16 protein-coding genes and 1 rRNA gene are annotated in these 17041 nt (G+C 73.3%); 8 read left to right on the forward strand and 9 right to left on the reverse strand.

The window, feature by feature from the left end:
- Nucleotides 1-91 (forward strand): 5S ribosomal RNA (gene rrf / locus AB0J40_RS44110); the annotation flags it as partial.
- Nucleotides 92-272: 181 nt separating this feature from the next.
- Here the strand turns inward: rrf and cobF are convergent.
- The gene (gene cobF / locus AB0J40_RS44115) at nucleotides 273-1037 is read right to left on the reverse strand and encodes a precorrin-6A synthase (deacetylating) (RefSeq protein ID WP_364466043.1); all 765 of its coding nucleotides are present in this window, start codon (nucleotides 1035-1037) and stop codon (nucleotides 273-275) included.
- A gap of 78 nt (nucleotides 1038-1115) precedes the next feature.
- On the opposite strand from cobF, the gene AB0J40_RS44120 reads away from it, so the two are divergent.
- The 3 genes from AB0J40_RS44120 to AB0J40_RS44130 are packed head-to-tail and all read left to right on the forward strand — an operon-like array spanning nucleotide 1116 to nucleotide 3703.
- Nucleotides 1116-1322 carry a heavy-metal-associated domain-containing protein gene (locus AB0J40_RS44120; RefSeq protein WP_364466045.1) on the forward strand — a complete coding sequence of 69 codons (207 nt, stop codon included), beginning with the start codon at nucleotides 1116-1118 and terminating at the stop codon, nucleotides 1320-1322.
- A 3-nt stretch (nucleotides 1323-1325) separates the two neighbouring features.
- The gene (locus AB0J40_RS44125; protein WP_364466047.1) at nucleotides 1326-3365 is read left to right on the forward strand and encodes a heavy metal translocating P-type ATPase; all 2040 of its coding nucleotides are present in this window, start codon (nucleotides 1326-1328) and stop codon (nucleotides 3363-3365) included.
- Between the two features lie 56 nt (nucleotides 3366-3421).
- On the forward strand, nucleotides 3422-3703 hold the full coding sequence (locus AB0J40_RS44130) for a metal-sensitive transcriptional regulator (RefSeq protein ID WP_086678475.1): 282 nt from the start codon (nucleotides 3422-3424) through the stop codon (nucleotides 3701-3703).
- Here AB0J40_RS44130 and AB0J40_RS44135 read toward each other — a convergent pair.
- From AB0J40_RS44135 to AB0J40_RS44145, 3 genes are all read right to left on the reverse strand, one after another.
- Nucleotides 3700-4383 carry a CPBP family intramembrane glutamic endopeptidase gene (locus AB0J40_RS44135; protein WP_364466049.1) on the reverse strand — a complete coding sequence of 228 codons (684 nt, stop codon included), beginning with the start codon at nucleotides 4381-4383 and terminating at the stop codon, nucleotides 3700-3702. The genes AB0J40_RS44130 and AB0J40_RS44135 overlap by 4 nt on opposite strands.
- Nucleotides 4384-4513: 130 nt before the next feature.
- Nucleotides 4514-5524 carry a DivIVA domain-containing protein gene (locus AB0J40_RS44140; RefSeq protein WP_364466051.1) on the reverse strand — a complete coding sequence of 337 codons (1011 nt, stop codon included), beginning with the start codon at nucleotides 5522-5524 and terminating at the stop codon, nucleotides 4514-4516.
- Nucleotides 5525-5644: 120 nt separating this feature from the next.
- Nucleotides 5645-6364 (reverse strand): MgtC/SapB family protein, encoded by a 720-nt coding sequence (locus AB0J40_RS44145; RefSeq protein WP_364466053.1) that lies wholly within the window; start codon nucleotides 6362-6364, stop codon nucleotides 5645-5647.
- Between the two features lie 110 nt (nucleotides 6365-6474).
- Here AB0J40_RS44145 and AB0J40_RS44150 point away from each other — a divergent pair, with 110 nt between their 5' ends.
- Complete coding sequence (locus AB0J40_RS44150) at nucleotides 6475-7140, forward strand: maleylpyruvate isomerase family mycothiol-dependent enzyme (protein WP_364466055.1); 666 nt, start codon at nucleotides 6475-6477, stop codon at nucleotides 7138-7140.
- 3 nt (nucleotides 7141-7143) lie between these two features.
- On the opposite strand, the gene AB0J40_RS44155 is transcribed toward AB0J40_RS44150, so the two are convergent.
- The 3 genes from AB0J40_RS44155 to AB0J40_RS44165 all read right to left on the reverse strand — a co-directional run bounded on the left by AB0J40_RS44155 (nucleotide 7144) and on the right by AB0J40_RS44165 (nucleotide 9878).
- Nucleotides 7144-8478 (reverse strand): copper resistance protein CopC, encoded by a 1335-nt coding sequence (locus tag AB0J40_RS44155; protein ID WP_364466057.1) that lies wholly within the window; start codon nucleotides 8476-8478, stop codon nucleotides 7144-7146.
- Nucleotides 8475-9047, reverse strand: coding sequence for a hypothetical protein (locus AB0J40_RS44160; RefSeq protein ID WP_364466059.1), 573 nt, complete (start codon nucleotides 9045-9047; stop codon nucleotides 8475-8477). Before AB0J40_RS44160 ends, AB0J40_RS44155 begins: the two co-directional genes overlap by 4 nt.
- Before the next feature lie 135 nt (nucleotides 9048-9182).
- Complete coding sequence (locus AB0J40_RS44165; RefSeq protein ID WP_364466061.1) at nucleotides 9183-9878, reverse strand: winged helix-turn-helix transcriptional regulator; 696 nt, start codon at nucleotides 9876-9878, stop codon at nucleotides 9183-9185.
- A gap of 297 nt (nucleotides 9879-10175) precedes the next feature.
- Here AB0J40_RS44165 and AB0J40_RS44170 point away from each other — a divergent pair, with 297 nt between their 5' ends.
- From AB0J40_RS44170 to AB0J40_RS44180, 3 genes are all read left to right on the forward strand, one after another.
- Entirely contained in the window at nucleotides 10176-12485 is a 2310-nt protein-coding gene (locus AB0J40_RS44170; protein WP_364466063.1) for a TOMM precursor leader peptide-binding protein, read from the forward strand.
- Nucleotides 12486-12530: 45 nt separating this feature from the next.
- The gene (locus tag AB0J40_RS44175; RefSeq protein ID WP_364466065.1) at nucleotides 12531-14000 is read left to right on the forward strand and encodes a SagB/ThcOx family dehydrogenase; all 1470 of its coding nucleotides are present in this window, start codon (nucleotides 12531-12533) and stop codon (nucleotides 13998-14000) included.
- Nucleotides 14001-14112: 112 nt separating this feature from the next.
- Nucleotides 14113-15273, forward strand: coding sequence for a histidine kinase (locus tag AB0J40_RS44180; RefSeq protein ID WP_364466067.1), 1161 nt, complete (start codon nucleotides 14113-14115; stop codon nucleotides 15271-15273).
- Nucleotides 15274-15303: 30 nt separating this feature from the next.
- On the opposite strand, the gene AB0J40_RS44185 is transcribed toward AB0J40_RS44180, so the two are convergent.
- Together AB0J40_RS44185 and AB0J40_RS44190 are read right to left on the reverse strand one after the other, a co-directional pair.
- On the reverse strand, nucleotides 15304-15909 hold the full coding sequence (locus tag AB0J40_RS44185) for a response regulator transcription factor (protein WP_364466069.1): 606 nt from the start codon (nucleotides 15907-15909) through the stop codon (nucleotides 15304-15306).
- 255 nt (nucleotides 15910-16164) lie between these two features.
- Nucleotides 16165-16914, reverse strand: a complete 750-nt coding sequence (locus tag AB0J40_RS44190) for an AraC family transcriptional regulator (protein WP_364466071.1) — start codon at nucleotides 16912-16914, stop codon at nucleotides 16165-16167.
- Between the last annotated feature and the right edge of the window lie 127 nt (nucleotides 16915-17041).

The raw sequence follows: 17041 nt of genomic DNA on the forward strand, positions 1-17041 counted from the left end.
GCCCGGTCCCATTCCGAACCCGGAAGCTAAGCCTGACAGCGCCGATGGTACTGCAACCGAAGGGTTGTGGGAGAGTAGGACACCGCCGAACTTACTTAGGGAAAGAGCCCCGGTTGAGACGGAAACGTCTCCCGGGGCTTTTTCGCATGCCCGCGGCAAGCGAGACGTCCAGGGGAGGGCACAGATCGCCGCGGCCCGGCGAGGTGCGGGTATGGCTGCCGCCCGGCAAGACTCGAGCATGGCGGTCGGCCGCGGCGGCGCCCTCGCCGCGGCTACTCCGCCGGGCGGCGCAGCAGGTACGTGTCCATGATCCAGCCGTGCCGTTCCCTCGCCTCGGCGCGAACGCGGCGGATCTCGCCGGCCAGCTCCGGCGTGAGCGGGCCCGACACCAGCACCTCGTCCGGCGTTCCCACATACGCGCCCCAGAAGATGTGCAACCCCGAATCCGTGAACCGGTCGAACGTCGTGTGCGCGTCCAGCAGCACGAACACGTCGTCCACCTCCGAAGGCCAGCCCTCGGCCAGGCGGCGGCCCGTCGTCAGCTGGACCGGCCGGCCGATCTGGTTCATCGTCGTCCGGTGGCGGGCCACCAGCGCCGAAATGCTGCTGATCCCCGGCACCACCTCGTAGTCGAACTCGACGTTCCCCCGTGCCAGCACCGCCTCGATCAACGCGATCGTGCTGTCGTACAGCGACGGGTCGCCCCACACCAGGAACGCTCCCACCGAGTCGGGCCCGAGTTCCGACAGCAGCAGCTGCTCGTACACCGCGGCCCGTGCCGCGTGCCAGTCCGCCACCGCCGCTCGGTAGTCGGCGGGCGTGCGGTCGCGCGGCGGGTCCGAAGCCAGCACCACGCGGTAGTCCGGCCGCGTCACGAACCGGTCGAGGATCTCCTGGCGCAACCGGACCAGGTCCGCTTTCTCCGCGCCCTTGTCGAGCACGAAGAACACGTCGACGCGGTTGAGGCGGTCGATCGCCTGGACCGTCAGGTGCTCCGGGTCGCCGGCGCCGATCCCGATTGCGTAGAGCTTGCGCATACCGCGAGTCTGCTGGGGGCCGCGAGTGAACCCCTACCCCCGATGGGTATAAAGGAAGGAGAACGAAAGGACCCCGAAATGACCGAAGCGAGCTACACCGTCGAGGGCATGACCTGCGGACATTGCGCCACGTCGGTCCGCGAGGAGGTCTCCGAACTCGAAGGCGTCCAGAGCGTGGACGTCGACGTCGAGAGCGGCCGCGTGACCGTGACCAGCGACACGCCGCTGACGACCGACGCCGTCGCCGCGGCCGTCACCGAGGCCGGATACCGCCTGGTCGCCTGAGCCATGACCACCGCGACCCGCGTCGAACTCGCCATCGGCGGCATGACGTGCGCGTCCTGCGCCGCCCGGGTCGAGCGCAAGCTCAACAAGGTCGACGGCGTGACCGCGACGGTCAACTACGCCACCGAGAAAGCGCAGGTCAGCTACCCGAGTGAGCTCTCCGTCGACGACCTCAAGGCCGTCGTCGAGGCCGCCGGGTACTCCGCGAAGCTGCCCGAGCCCGAAGCCCCCGACGAGACACCCACGCTGCGCAAGCGTTTGCTCCTTTCGGTGGCCCTGACCGTCCCCCTGGTCGTCCTCGCGATGCTCCCGGCCTGGCGGGTGGACCCGTGGATCATGCTGGTCCTCGCCGCCCCGGTCGTGACCTGGGGCGCGTGGCCGTTCCACCGCGCCGCCGCGGTCAACCTGCGGCACGCGACCGCCACCATGGACACGCTGATCTCGCTGGGCGTCATCGCGTCGGTGGGCTGGTCGCTTTACGCGCTCTTCTTCGGGATGGCGGAGCACGGCCTCTACTTCGAGGTCGCCGCCGCGATCACCACGTTCATCCTGGCCGGCCGCTACTTCGAGGCCCGCGCCAAGCGCCGCGCCGGAGCTGCCCTCCGCGCGCTGATGGACCTCGGCGCGAAGGACGTCACCGTCCTGCGCGACGGCGAAGAGCACCTGATCCCCGTCGAAGAACTGCAGGTGAACGACGTCTTCGTGGCCCGGCCCGGCGAGAAGATCGCCACCGACGGCGTCGTCACCGAAGGCGGCTCCGCGGTCGACACCAGCATGCTCACCGGCGAGCCGGTGCCGGTCGAGGTCGGGCCGGGGGACGCCGTCACCGGCGCCACCGTCAACGTCGGCGGGCGGCTGTTCGTGCGCGCCACCCGCGTCGGCGACGGCACCCGGCTGGCGCAGATGGCCCGGCTCGTCGAGGCCGCGCAGAACGGCAAGGCCGAGGTCCAGCGGCTCGCCGACCGGGTCTCCGCGGTGTTCGTCCCGCTGGTCGTCCTCGCCTCGCTCGCCACGCTGGTGGTCTGGCTCGCGACCGGCGGCCGGCCCGACCAGGCGTTCACCGCCGCCGTCGCGGTGCTGATCATCGCCTGCCCGTGCGCGCTCGGCCTCGCGACGCCGACGGCGCTGCTCGTCGGCACCGGCCGCGGCGCGCAGCTCGGCATCCTCATCAAGGGCCCCGAGGTGCTCGAGAACACGCGCCGCGTCGACACCGTCGTCCTGGACAAGACCGGCACCGTCACCACCGGCCGGATGACGCTGGTCGAGGGTGACGGCGAGCCGCTGCGGCTGGCGGGCGCCGTCGAGGCCGCGTCCGAGCACCCGATCGGCCGTGCCATCGCGGACGCGGCGAAAGAGCGCTTCGGCACGCTCCCGGCCGTCACGGAGTTCCGCAGCACCCCGGGCGTCGGCGTGACCGGCGTGGTCGAAGGACGCACCGTCAGCGTCGGGCGAGCCGACGGCGCCATCGGCGTCACCTGGGACGGCGAGGTCCGCGGGCACCTGGTCGTCGCCGACACGATCAAGCCGACGTCCGCGCGGGCGGTCGCCGAGCTGCGCGAACTCGGCCTGACGCCGATCCTGCTGACCGGCGACCACGCCGCCGCGGCCCGGGCGATCGCGGCCGAAGCGGGGATCGACGAGGTCGTCGCCGAGGTGCTGCCGGAGGGCAAGGTCGACGTCGTCAAGCGGCTGCAGGCCGAGGGCCGCGTGGTCGCGATGGTCGGCGACGGCGTCAACGACGCGGCCGCCCTCGCCCAGGCCGACCTGGGCCTGGCCATGGGCACCGGCACCGACGCGGCCATCGAGGCGAGCGACCTGACGCTGGTGCGCGGCGACCTGCGCGTGGCCGCCGACGCGATCCGCCTCGCCCGCCGGACGCTGGCCACCATCAAGGGCAACCTGTTCTGGGCGTTCGCGTACAACGTCGCGGCGCTGCCGCTGGCCGCGCTCGGCCTGCTCAACCCGATGATCGCGGGCGCGGCGATGGCGTGCTCGTCGGCCTTCGTGGTGAGCAACAGCCTCCGGTTGCGCCGCTTCCGCTAACCCCCGGAGGGTATAGTCGGTGGTCAGGGACGGGCGACGACGGGGACAGGTGGGCGATGACGGGTTACGGCACCGAGCGGGAGGCGTACCTCAAGCGCCTGCGCCGGATCGAGGGGCAGATCCGCGGGCTGCAGCGGATGGTCGAGCAGGACAAGTACTGCATCGACATCCTGACGCAGGTCTCGGCGGCGACGAAGGCCCTGCAGTCGTTCTCGCTCGAGCTGCTCGACGAGCACCTGGCGACCTGCGTGGTCCAGGCCGCCGCAGCCGGCGGTGAAGAGGCCGACCTGAAGGTGCGAGAAGCCTCGGACGCGATCGCGCGGCTGGTGCGTTCCTAGCGCACCAGCACCGCCAGGGTGAGGCCGCCGGCGTTGGTCGTGAAGTGCACGATGACCGACGCCGGCACGCCCCGGCCCGCGTGCCGCCACCAGTGCAGGAAGATCCCCGCGACGCCCGCCGCGGCCATCGCCAGCACCTGCAGCACCACCACCGGCGTCGCGCCGAACACCGCGTGGACCGCCGCGTTGCGCCCGATCGCGAGCGCCGGGAGCGCGTGCCACAGCCCGAACAGCGCCGCCGCCCCGAGGATCGGCGGCCAGCGCCAGCGGTCGTCCGTCGCGCCCAGCAGAGCCGGCAGCACGCCGCGGAACGCCACCTCCTCGATCAGCACCGTGCCGAACAGGATGCGGCCGCACGTCAGCCAGAGCAGCTGCCCGAAGTCGGGGTCGCCGACGCGGCCGTCCTGGTACACCGTGCGCAGCGCCGGCACCGCCAGCGCGATCCCGAAGACCACCGCGATCAGCGCGGCCCCGGCCAGGCCGACCAGCGCGGGACGGCGGAGGGTGCCCAGCCCGAGTTCCGTCCACGTGCACCCGGCGGCCCGGCCCAGCGCGACCAGGATCGCCGCCGCGACCAGACCGCACACCGGGTAGGCCCAGCCCGGCAGCACGCGGTTGGCGAGCGTCGTGGACGCGGCCAGCACGACGACCGACGTGACCAGGGCGAACGTCCGCGTCAAGGGATGATGTCCCGCGGGTACGTGCTGACCGAGAAGGTGAAGCCTGCTTGGCGGACCTCGTCCTCCTCCTGCGCGAGTTTCGGGGGCTTCACCCGACGATCATCGGGGCTGGCCGGCCGGCGGGCAAGCGTCAGCCCACGGCGTCGGTGAGGTCGGCGGGTGAGCGCCGCTGGACGGGCACTCTCTTCGACATCGGCAGGGTGGCCTCGGGGTCGAACGGCGCGGGCCGGTCGTCGAGAGCGACGGCCGCGTCGGCGAGCAGGGACCGGCAGCCGGTGAGGCTCGCCTGGAGCCGGTCGCGGACCTCGGTGAGGGCGGTGACCCGGCGTTGCGCCGCTTCGACCAGGCGTTCCGCTTCGGCTTCCGCGGTGGCGACCTGCTTCTTCGCTTTGGCTTCGGCGGTCATGACCAGCCGTTCGGCCTTGCTTTCGGCGGTCGTGACCAGGCGTTCGGACTTGGTCCTGGCCGTCTTGACCAGCTTGGCCGCCTTGGCCTCCGCCGTCTCGACCTGCGTCTTCGCCTCCGCTCGCGCGGTGCTGAGCAGCCGTTCGACCTTCGCCCTCGCCGCCGCTTCTTCCTCGGCCAGCGCGCGCATCGCGTCGGCGCGGCGGACCGTCATCGCGCGGGTGTGATCCTCTTCCTGCTGGGCACGGCGGTGCGCCGCGGCTTCGTCGAGCTCGCGGCGGCGCTGCTCGGCCGCCCGGAGGAATTCCTCGTGCTCGACGCGCCGGCGTTCCGCCTCGGCCTCGGCTTCGGCGACCAGGCGGCGTTCCTTCTCGGTGAGCCGGACCGCCTCCTGCTCGGCTTCGCGGACCAGGCGCTCGGCCGTTTCCGTTGCCCGAGCGGTGATTTCGGCCGCTTCCTCGCGGGTCAGCTCGATCATCCGGCGGGACCGCTCCTGCAGCGCGTCCGGCTCGATCGGGGTGCGGCTGATCCGGTCGATCTTCAGCCGGAGCTCGCGGTTGTCCTCGGCGAGCGCGGCCACGCGCTGCCGGGCCGAGTCGCGTTCGGCGGCGATTCTGCGCAGCTCTTCTTCGGCCCACGCGACGTACTCCGCGACTTGCGCGCGGTGAAAACCGCGCCACGCCAGGTCGAATCCGGGCTGCGTGCGCTCCACGTCCTCGCCACCGCCGGGGGCCATGCCTCACCTCCGAATTGGATGGTTTCTCCTCGGCCGCACGTTTTCCTTGCGGTACCGGGAATTTCCGCGTCCACCCCAGTGTGCCGCAAACCCGCCCCCGCGCGCCGCCCGGGCGGGCGATCATTCGTCGAGCGGTTCTCCGGGACCGGTGGACGTGCTCCGGACGCCGGGCAGCTCGGCGAGTTCGGCGGCCAGGTCGTAGAGATCACCGCGGCCGTCGAGGCGCAGCGTCACGACCGCGATCCGTTGCCCCTCCTCGGAAAGCGACTCGTGGTCGACGTCGACGTGGTGCACGCTCCAGCCCCGCCCGGTGCAGACCGCGAGCGCCGCGCGCAGCACGCCGTGGCCGTCGAGGTAGCTCAGCCGCACGACCGGGGGTTCGCGCCGGTGCCGCGCGACGAACCGCTGCAGCGGCGGGAAGCCGCGGGTCACCACGAAGTGCCCGATCGTCGTGCCGACGGCGAGCACCGGCAGCCCGGCACCGCACGCCGTGCCGACCGCGGCGGTGAGCCAGATCGTCGCCGCCGTGGTCAGGCCGCGCACGGCGTCGCGGCGGACGAAGATCAGGCCGCCGCCGATGAAGCCGATGCCGGAGACGATCTGCGCGGCGATCCGCGACGGGTCGAGCGCGACGTGGTCGGTGCCCAGCAGGTCCGCGAAGCCGTACTTCGACACGAGCATGAACACCGCCGAGCCGACGCCGACCAGGCTGTGCGTCCGCAGGCCCGCGGCCTTCATGCCGGCTTCGCGTTCGAGCCCGATCGCGACACTGAGCACCAGCGCCAGCAGGACCGGCGGCAGCAGGTCCCACTGCGCCGGCGTGGACCACAGAGTGGGCAAGGTCACTACCTCCCGGGGTCGTCGGTGTCGGCACGCGAGGAGACTCGCCGAGGCCGTCACCTGGGGATACTGGGCCGGAAGCCCCGATAGTGCCAGGTGAGGTGGGACCCGTGACAGCGAGCCGGCCGGCCCCCGACTACGTGGGCTACCCGGAGGTGCGCCGCGGCGTCCGCGCCCTGCTCGGTGCCCGCGCCGACGTCCACCGGCGGCGGGTGCCGGCGTGTCCGGAGTGGACCGTCGCCGACCTGCTGGGCCACCTCACCGGGATCGCCGAGCGGGTGCTCGAGCGCCACGGCGGCGCGGTGCCGGTCTCGGCGGCGGCGACGGTGCCGGAGCTGCTCGACCACTGGGACGACGTCGGCGAGGACCTCGACCGGCGCCTCGCGCAGGCGGGCGGCCGCAGCGGCGAGGTCATGGTGATGGACGCCTACACCCACGAGCTGGACCTGCGCGCGGCGCTGGGCGTGCCGCCGCCGGTCGAGCACGCGGCCTGGGCGCCGAGCTTCGAGGTGCTGGTCCGCGGGTTCTCGGGCTCGGTCGCGGGCCGCGGCCTCCCGGCGCTGCGCCTGCGCACCGCGGGTGGCTCGCAGTGGACGGCGGGCGCGGGCCGTCCGGCGGCGACGCTGACGGCCCCGGCGCACGAGCTGTACCGGGCGCTGGCCGGCCGCCGGTCGCTCGCCCAGCTGGCGGCGCTGGAGTGGGACGCGGCGCCGTCGACGTGGCTGCCCGCGTTCACCTGGGGCCCGTTCAGTCCGCCCCGGTCACCCGGCGGCTGAAGGTCAGCCGCCGGGCGGGGTGGCCGACAGCACCGCCGCCAGGGCCAGGACCACCGAGGCCAGCGCGACCTCGGTCGTCACGGCCAGCCGCAGCCGGCGCAGCTCCGTCGTCAGCACCGCCGTGCCGCCCTCGCCGCCCGCAACGCCCTTCAGCACCGCCCGGCGCGCCACGTTCGCCACCAGGAGCAGCACCGCGAAGCCCGCGATCTTGCCCAGCAGGAGGAGCCCGTAGGTCGTCGTCCACAGCGCGGGCACCGACGGCACGATCCGCAACGCCAGCACCCCGCCGCTGATCGCGATCAGCGCCACGCAGTTCATCGCGAGCCGGGAGAACCTCGTCACCACCGGTCCGAGGTCCGGCGTCCGCCGGACCAGGCACAGCGCCAGCTGGACCAGCCCGCCCGCCCACACCGCGATCGCACCCCAGTGGACCAGGTCGGCCGCCACCGAGAAGTACATCACCCGGTCGGTCACCGGGTGCCCGCTCGCCGAGAAGCTCAGCAGCACGGCGAACCCGGTGATCATCGCCAGGTTCTCCAGCCGGCCACGGCGGGCCGACGACGGCGGCGCCGCCAGCACGCGCGGGAGCACCACCGCCAGCACCCCGGCCGCGACCAGCCGGACCAGCAGCAGCTTGCCGTAGGACAGCCGGAACGTGTCGGCGAGCAGGCCGGGCTCCGGCAGCGCGCCCAGGCCGCGCCCGGCGGCGTACGGGCCCTGCAGCAGGAACGTCGCCACCGCCGTGCCCGCCGTCAGCCAGACGCCCGCCTTCAGCAGCCGCCGGGCCCGCGGGTCCGCCCGCCCGGCCGGGTGGCACGTCAGCAGGAAGACCAGGCCGCCGAGCAGGACGACGCCGGCGAAGGACAGCCAGCGCACGACCGTGGACACGACGTCGACCACCGGGTCCGTGCCGGTGGCCGCCGCGACCGCGCCCGCCGAGGTGATCAGCGGGCCGGCGCCGACGACGAAGGCGAACGTGCCGCGCACCGGGTGGGAGTCGGTCGAGATGAACGCGTACTCGACGAGGTAGCTGCCGTCGGGCAGGTCCGGTTTCAACCGGACGGCCACCTGCTCCGCGACGTCGCCGGGCTGGAACACCGGGCCGGTGTCGACGGCGGTGCCCTGCGTGTCGACGACCTTGAGCGAGCCGGGCTGGATGCCGACGTTCTCCGACAGCGTCACCGACACCTGCGCCGGCGCCGCCGTCAGCCGCGAGCCGTCGCCGGGGGTGGTGGAGACGATCTCGACGTGCGCCGACGCCGGTGCGGCGGTGAGCACCAGCCAGCCGGCCAGGAAGGCCAGCAGGGCCAGTGCCCGCCGCGCGGCCCGGCGGCTCACGACGCGGCGAGCGCGGGTGGGCGCAGCCCGCAGGTGCAGCCGGTCAGCTCGTGCTCGGCCACCGACGCGCGCCGGTGCAGCACGACCGCGACGATCATCGGGATGGTGACGATCGTGTTGTAGAACAGGTGCAGCTCGACCCGGGGCACGAGCAGCTGGATGATGCTCGTCGGCACCTTCTGCCCGGCCAGCCGCCAGCCGCTCTGCGCCTGGATGAACAGCAGCAGGTGCTCGATGTGGTGCCAGAACTGGATGGCCAGCGCGAGGTTCCACCACTGCCGCGAGCGGCCGGCGAACCCGTGCCGCAGGGTCCACAGGAACACCAGCATCACGAGCGCGTAGCCGTAGTGCAGCCACTCCTGCGAAATCAGCCACGGGAACGGCATCCCGAGGACGCCGCGGGCCCGTGACGTGGGCCAGCCGAACCCGTAGATCTGGACGGCCTGGACGATGTGCTCGGCCCAGTGGCCGAGCACGATCACCATGAACACCGCGAGCGCGCGGTGGTGCCAGCGGCTGTTGAGCGGGCCGAGGAACCCGGACGGACGGGCGAGTTCGGACGTCGACATGCAGACCCCAGTTCACCAAGACGACGATGTGCGTCGACGATAACCGTTCCCGGAGCGCCTTCCGTTACTCCGGATTGCCGATCCCGCAAGGGGAGTTGCGACGCCCGGCGGATTGCGTACCGCCGGGTGCCGGGTTCAGCGCATGGTGAGCCCGGTCGGGCGCTCCGGGGCCGGCGGGATCTGGAAGAGCCGGGCGAACAGCTCGAAGTGCGCCGGGTCGCCCTCGACCCGGACCTTGCCGGAGGAGAGGGCGTCCTGGGCGGACAGCTTCCCCCGGAGCACGTCGAACAGCGCCGGTCCCTGCGGGTGGATCACCAGGTCGGGCGCGGGCAGCGCACCGGTGGACACCTTGAGCGAGCCGTCGTCGACCAGGGCGTGCACGATCATCTCGCCGTCGAGGTGGTGCAGCTCGTAGTTGACGTGCACGCCCGCGGCGGCCTCCTCCTTGAAGGTCGTGTAGAGCGAGAGGATCGCGATGTCGACGGTGATGATCTGGTCCGGCTGCGGGTAGTTCAGCGAGCGGGAGCCCCACAGGCCGAGGTCGAGCACGATCTGGTCGAGCTCGGCGCCGTACTCGGTGAGCTCGTAGACGACGCCGGCGTCCAGCTGCGACAGCACGCGGCGGCGGACCACGCCGGCCTCCTCGAGCTCGTTGAGCCGGGAAGTGAGGATGCTGACCGGGATCCGCGGCAGGGTCTGCTGCAGGTCGGTGAACCGCTTCGGGCCGAGCATGAGGTCCCGGACGACCAGCATCGACCAGCGCTCGCCGACGATCTCGAGTGCCCGGGCCAGGCCGCAGAACTGTCCGTAGGTGCGAGTAGAGGTAGGCATACTCGGGTCCTCACTTGTCTCGGGTGCCAGGCCGGGCACCGCCGGGGTTCGCGCGCGAGGCGCGAGTTCGGTTACGGTGCCCCCGACGCACCGTGCTGCCCGGGCGTCGCTGTCTACGGTGACGGTTCCCCGTGGCGTGCGGCCAGTGAGCGACGCACCGGTGCCCCATGCGTTTTCCACGTCGGACCATGCGTTTCGCACGACTTGCCCGTGCTTACCGCACTGGCTGAGTAGACCGCCCGTGGAGCAGGATTTCCTTCTCTCGTCCCGCCCAGCCCGAGACCGGCAGGAGGGCCCATGCGCACGACAGCGGTGGACGCGCACGGCGGTGGCACCACGGACGCCCCGGTGCCGGCGCGCGCTCCGGCGTTCCGGCGGCACCTGCGCGCGGAGGTCCGGAAAGGCAAGGGCGCGTACCTGTTCTCCGAGCAGGGCGTGATCGCGATGCGCGGCGCGAAGATCGAGTCGCTCGCCGCGTTGCTCGACGGCACCCACGACCTCGACCGGCTGCTGCGCGGCCGGCCCGGCGGGATGGCGCCGGAGGAGGTCGCGGCGCTGCTGACCCAGCTCGTCGACGCCGGGCTCGTGACACTGCGCAGCCCCGGCACCGACGAGGTGCCGGGCGACGAACGCGCGCTGGCCTACTGGGACGCCTGCGGGGTGGACGCCGACGTGGTCGCCGCGCGGCGGGGCACCGTGCGGCTGACCGCGGTCGGCGACAGCGCCGACGGCGTCGACCCCGGCGCCGTCGAACGGGCGCTGGCCGGCGCCGGGCTCGAGGTGGTCCGCACGGACACCGGCACCGCCGACCTGTCGGTCGTGCTGTGCGCCGACTACCTCGACCCGCGGCTGGCCGTGATCGACGCGGAGCACCGGCGCGCCGGGCGGCCGTGGCTGCTGGCCCGTCCGTCCGGGGCCCAGGTGTGGATCGGCCCGGTGCTGCAGCCCGACGGTGCCTGCTGGCACTGCCTGACCCACCGGCTGTGGGGCCACCGCCACGCCGAGGCGTGCGTGCAGGAGGAGCTGGGCCACGCCGGCCCGGCACGCCGCCCGGTGCCCGCGCTGCCGCCGCTCACCTCGGCCGCGGCGCACCTGGTCGCGCTGGAGGCGGCCAAGTGGGTGGCCGGGTACCGCCACCACGGCCAGCAGTGCGTGTGGACGCTCGACACGCTCGACCTGCAGGGCAGGCTGCACGAGCTGCACCGCCGCCCGCAGTGCCCCCGCTGCGGCGACCGGTGGCTGGTGACGTGGCGCTCGGTGCGCCCGGTCGAGCTCCGGCCCGCGAAGAAGGCGACCACCGGGGGCGGCGGGCACCGCACGGCGACGCCGTCGCAGATGCTCGAGCGGCACCGCCACCTGGTCAGCCCGGTCACCGGCATCATCAAGGAGATCCGGCGGGACCCGGACGCGCCCTGGTTCGCCAACGCCTACCGCTCCGGGCCCAACGTCGCCCGCGGCATCACCGCGATGGCGGCGCTGCGGGCCGGCCTGCGCTGCGAGAACGGCGGCAAGGGCGTCAGCCCGCTCGACGCCGAGGTCAGCGCTCTCTGCGAGGCGGCGGAACGGTTTTCCGGCAACTTCCAGGGCGACGAGCTGCGCATCCGCGCCTCCTTCGCCGAGCTGGGCGAGGAAGCCGTCCACCCCAACGCGTGCATGCTCTTCGCCGACCGCCAGTACGCCGTCCGCGCGGAGTGGAACGCCGAGCACGCGGCCTTCCAGCACGTCCCGGAGCCGTTCGACCCGGCCGCGGTCGTCGACTGGACGCCGGTGTGGACGCCGGCCGGGCGCCGCCGCCTGCTGCCGACCTCCTACCTGTACTACGGGATCCCGCGCGAGAGCACGGCCCGCGGGGTGCGCGCGGACTCGAACGGCACCGCGGCGGGCAGCAGCCTGGAGGACGCGATCCTGCAGGGCGCGCTGGAGCTCGTCGAGCGCGACGCCGTGGCGCTGTGGTGGTACAACCGCACGCCGGTGCCGGGCGTGGACCTCGCGTCCTTCGCCGACCCGTGGCTGGACGAGATGGCCGCCGGGTACGCCGGGATCGGCCGCGAGATGTGGGTCCTCGACGTGACATCGGACCTGGGGATCCCGGTGACCGTCGCGGTTTCGCGGCGAACCGACGGTCCGCACGAGGACGTCATGATGGGCTTCGGCGCGCACCTCGACCCGCGGATCGCGGTGCGCCGCGCGGTGACCGAGCTCAACCAGATGCTGCCCGCCGTGCGGGCCGCGGGCCACGAGGTCGACGACCCGGACGCGCGGCGCTGGCTCACCTGCGCCACCGTCGCGAACCAGCCGTACCTGCGGCCGGTGGCGGGCGAGCGGATGCGGGCCGCCGCGGACTTCCGGTTCGTCAACCGCGCCGACGTCCGGGACGACGTCGAGGCGCTGACCCGGGTGTTCGACCACGCCGGCGTGGAACTGCTGGTGCTCGACCAGACCCGGCCGGACGTCGGGATCCCGGTGGCCAAGGTGCTCGCGCCCGGCCTGCGGCCGTTCTGGGCCCGGTTCGCGCCCGGCCGGCTCTTCGACGTCCCGGTCCGGCTGGGCAGGCTCGCCGAGCCGACCCCGTACGAACGGCTCAACCCGTTCCCGATGTTCCTCTGAGCGCCGCCACGGGCTCGGTTTCGCTGTTCGCTTGAGGAGTTGGCCGTGCCTGCTTACCCACCGGAGGGGATCCCGGAGACCGTCCGGCTCTGGTCCCTCACCGAAGACACCCTGCTGGAGGCGGGGGACGACGACACGCTCGTCGCGATCACGTGGTGGGGTGAGTACGAACTGGCGGACGTCCCCCGGCCGGTTCGCGAATCGCTGGGCCGGATGGCGCTCGGCCCGATCTCGATGGGGAACCTCGCGACCTCCGCGGGCAACGGCGCCGAGGCGTGGGCCGGAACGCTGCGCAAGGTCCTCAACCAGCTGTCCGGCTCGGTCGTCCACTCGCTGGCGCTCAACGACGGCCGCGGGCCGCTGCTCTCGGCCATCCCGGTGACCCAGGCGCCGGTCTTCCCGGCCGACGCCGTGCCGCCGGGCAGACTGATCAAGCTGTCGCGGTACTCGGCGATGCGCCCGGACGACGACGGCGGCCTGCTGCTGGAGTCGCCGCGCGCCCGGTACCGCGTCGCGCTGCTGCGGCCGCCCGCGGTGACCGTGGCCTCGTCGCTGGCCGGGCCGGTGACCGTCGCGCGGGTCGCCGAGACCAGCGGGCTGACCGAAGCGGTCGTGGCCGACGTCGTCGCGTTCCTGGTGGCCGCGGGCGTCGTGCTGATGGCCGACGACTGGGCCGGGTTCGCCGAGGACACCGACGCCGACCTCGCCGTCTGGTCCCCGGACGACCTGATGTTCCACGCCCGCAGCCGGACGTGGCTGAAAAGCCGCCCGCCCGCCCACCCACCGGACCCCGAGGCGCACCGGACGGGCCCCGAGCCGCCGGTGGTCAAGCAGATCACCGCCGGCCCGACCTTCCCGCTGCACCGCCCCGACCCGGCGGTGCTGAAGGCGACCGACCCGACGCTCGCGACGCTGCTCGAACACGACCACGCCTGCCCCGAGGTCACCGAGCGCGCGCTGTCGGCCGAGCAGGTCGGGGAGTTCCTCTTCCGCGCCGCGCGGGTGCGGTCGATCGGGCCGGCGTACCTGCCCGGCGGGCCGGGCCACGAAGCGTCGCAGCGGCCGTACTTCAGCGTCGCCTGCCTGTACGAGCTGGAGATCTACGTCGGGATCAACCGGTGCGCGGACCTCGCGCGGGGGATCTACCACTACGACCCGCTGTGGCACACGCTGACGTTGATCAACGACGACCCCGGCGTCCTGGACGGCATGCTGGACCTGGCGATGGTCGGGGCGGGCAGCCACCGGCGGCCCTCGGTGCTGCTGACGATGACCGCGCGGATGTCGCGGATCGCGTGGGTGCTCGGCAGCGCGGCGTACGCGACGACGCTGGTGCACGTCGGCGCGCTGCAGCAGGTGCTCTACCTGGCGGCGAAGGCGATGGGGCTCGCCGCGCACGCCGTGCCGGTCGACGCGGGCGACCGGGTGGACCGGTCGCTGAAGCTGGAGTGGCCCGCCGAGGTCAGCGTCGGCGAGTGCGTGCTCGACTTCCCGCTCGGCAACGGCGTCGGCTGACCGGGCGAAGCCGCCAACGCGGCTGTTCCCCCTGTTACCGTTGGGGATCTGGGGTGCGGCTGAGGTGGGAGGCGCCGTGGCAGATCCGGTTCGGCTGCGGGGGAAGTTCCGAATGCGGGCAGGGGTGCCGGCGAAGGGTCGGCCGGACTTCCACGCGCTCGTCGCGGCCGGCCCGGCGGCGGCCGCCGCCGCGGTCGCGCTGACGGCGTTGCTGCCCGTGCTGGCCGAGCGGGAATCCTGGGCTCCGCGGCTGCTCGCGCTGGCCTGCGCGGCGGCGCTGGCGGGCGTGCACCTGACCGCGTTCGCGCACGGCCGCGTCCGCCGTCCCGGTCTGGCGCTGGTCGCGCAGGCCCTGCTGGGGTATGGGCCGATGGTGCAGCTGGGTGCCCTGTGGAGCGCGGCGGGCGGGTTCCTCGCCGGCGGGCTGCTGCTGGTCGTCCGGCCGGCCAGGGCGGTGCCCGCGGCGGGGCTCGTGTCCGTCGGCGCGGGGCTCCTCGCCGCCTGGGCGGCGGGTTCGGTGGACGCCGGGCTGGCGGGTGCGGTGTCCGCCGCGATCGCCGCGCTGGCGCTGTCCGGGGCGGGCGCGGCCGTGCGGCTGACCGCCGAGCGCGACGAGGAACGCCGTGAGCTGAAGCGGAGCGCGATCGCCGAGGAGCGCGAGCGGTTCTCCCGCGACGTCCACGACCTGCTCGGCCTCAGCCTGTCGGCGATCACCCTCAAGGGTGAACTCGTGGACCGGTTGGTGATCGGCCAGCCGGACCGCGCGAAGGAGGAGCTGGCCGAGCTGCTGATCATGTCGCGGCGCGCGCTGGCCGACGTCCGCGCGGTCGCCGCGGGTTACCGCGAGCTGTCGCTGGACGACGAGTGCCGGGCCGCGGCCGCGGTGCTGAGCGCGGCCGGAACCCGGGTGACCGTCGCCCGTTCGGGTACTTCGGACCTGCCTCCGGAGGTGGCGACCGCGCTGGCGGCGGTGCTGCGCGAAGGGGTGACGAACGTGGTGCGGCACAGCACCGCGAGCTGGTGCGCGTTCTCGGTGAGCCAGGAGGACGGCACGGCCTGGCTGGAGATCGTCAACGACGGCGCGGGCGGGCCCGCGGACAGCGGTGCGGGTTCGGGATCGGGGCTGCGCAACCTGGTCGACCGCGTGGAGTCGCTGGGCGGGACGCTGGCGGCGGAGTCCGGCGCGGACGGCACGCACCGGCTGCTGGCGGCGGTCCCGGTCGGGTGCGCCGGAGTGCGCCGGCGCCGGGCGGCGGACGAGCTGACGGCGTAAGCGCTTTCCGGCGCGGGTCACCCGTTGGGGCTAAAGCCATTCCGCTTCGGTCGCGATGCGGATCGCGTGGACCCGGTTGCGGGCGTTGAGCTTCGTGACCACGGCGGCCAGGTAGTTGCGGACGGTGCCGGCCGAGAGGAACAGCTCCGCCGCGATGTCGGCGACGTTGCGGCCGCGCGCGGCCAGCGACAGGATCTCGATTTCGCGCGGCGTGAGCGGGCAGTCGTCGGTTTCCCAGGCGGCCAGCGCCAGCTCGCTGTCGATGACGCGGCGGCCGATCGCGACCGAGCGGACGGCGTTCGCCAGCTTGTCCGACGGCGAATCCTTGAGCAGGAAGCCGTTCACCTTCGCGTCCAGCGCGCGGCGGACCGTGCCCGGGCGGCCGAGGCTGGTCAGGATCAGCGTGTGCACGTCCGGGAGGCTCTCGTGGATCTCGACCGCCGCCGACAGCCCGTCCTTGCCCGGCAGGTCGATGTCGATGACCGCGACGTCGGGCTGGGCCGCCTTCGCGGCGGGCAGGATCTGGTCGCCGCTGGACACCTCGGCGACCACTTCGATGTCGGACTCCAGGTTGAGGAGGGCGACCAGGGCGCCGCGGACCATGTGCATGTCCTCGGCCAGCAACACCTTGATCACGACGGTACCTCGCACCCCAGTCCGTTGACTCCGAACCGCAATTGTACGCCATTGCCCGGCCGCAACGGTGTTTCGTGACAAGCGTTCCGCAGTGAATGGTCCGCCGCCCGCAGATACTGTGCCGTTCGTTACCAATCCGGCTACAGTCACGGCCGATGGCCTTTGCAGCAACGGTTCAGCGCCGCTCGGGGGCCGGCCTACTTCCGGCCGGATTGGTAACAGACGACGGATTCGGTGCCGTGGAATTGCACGCTCTCAGACCGCCATCGGGCGGGCCACCGCGGGACGGCGCAGGTCGGGCAGCGCGAGCAGGACCGGCGGGTCGAAGCCGTGGCGCGGGCGCAGCCGGACGTCGGCCAGGCTGGCCGTGACGCCGCGGTGGACGGTCACCGGCCCGGTCAGGCCGGTGTAGGGCCGCAGGGTGTGGCCGTCGATCTCGCCGCAGCCGTAGGCGTGGGTGAGCACGTACCACGAGCCCAGCGGGACGTCTGCCAGCGCGTATGGCCCCGGGCCGGGCAGGACGGCGAACCGGGCCGGCGCGCCCTCGGCGATCCGGGCCGCGAACAGCCCGACGAACACCGGCCCGACCTCGGCCGACGGCGCGGCGCGCAGCTGGCCGCGCACGGTCGTCCCGGAGCCCGGCTGGGCCTGCAGGCCGGCGATCCGCGGTGCCATCCCGCGCAGCTGCCGGTAGCCCGAAGGCGAAACGCCCACGCTGCCGCTGAACCGCGCGCTGAACGTGCCGACGCTGTTGTAGCCGACCTGGTGGCTGATGTCGGCCACCGAGACGACCGTCGTCGCGAGCAGGCGTTTCGCCTCCGCGAGCCGCAGGGCCGACAGGAACCGGCCCGGCGACAGCCCGGTGACCCGCAGGAACACCCGGGTGAAGTGGAACTTGCTGAACATGGCCGCGCGGGCGAGGTCGTCGATCGTGAGCCGCTCGCCCAGGTTGTCTCGCATGGTCACGATGGCGCGTGCCACGGCTTGCCGGACGATCTCATCCATGGTGGCCGTCCCTCCCGGTCGACAATGCGGATGTGATTTCGACCAAAACTGTAGGTCCGCGGGCGTCTACTTCTTAAGTGCTCTGTGCACTGGTCTGCGTGGATTTCACCGGCCCCGGACATGCGTT

This window comes from Amycolatopsis sp. NPDC049691 (assembly GCF_040675005.1).
GTDB lineage: Bacteria > Actinomycetota > Actinomycetes > Mycobacteriales > Pseudonocardiaceae > Amycolatopsis.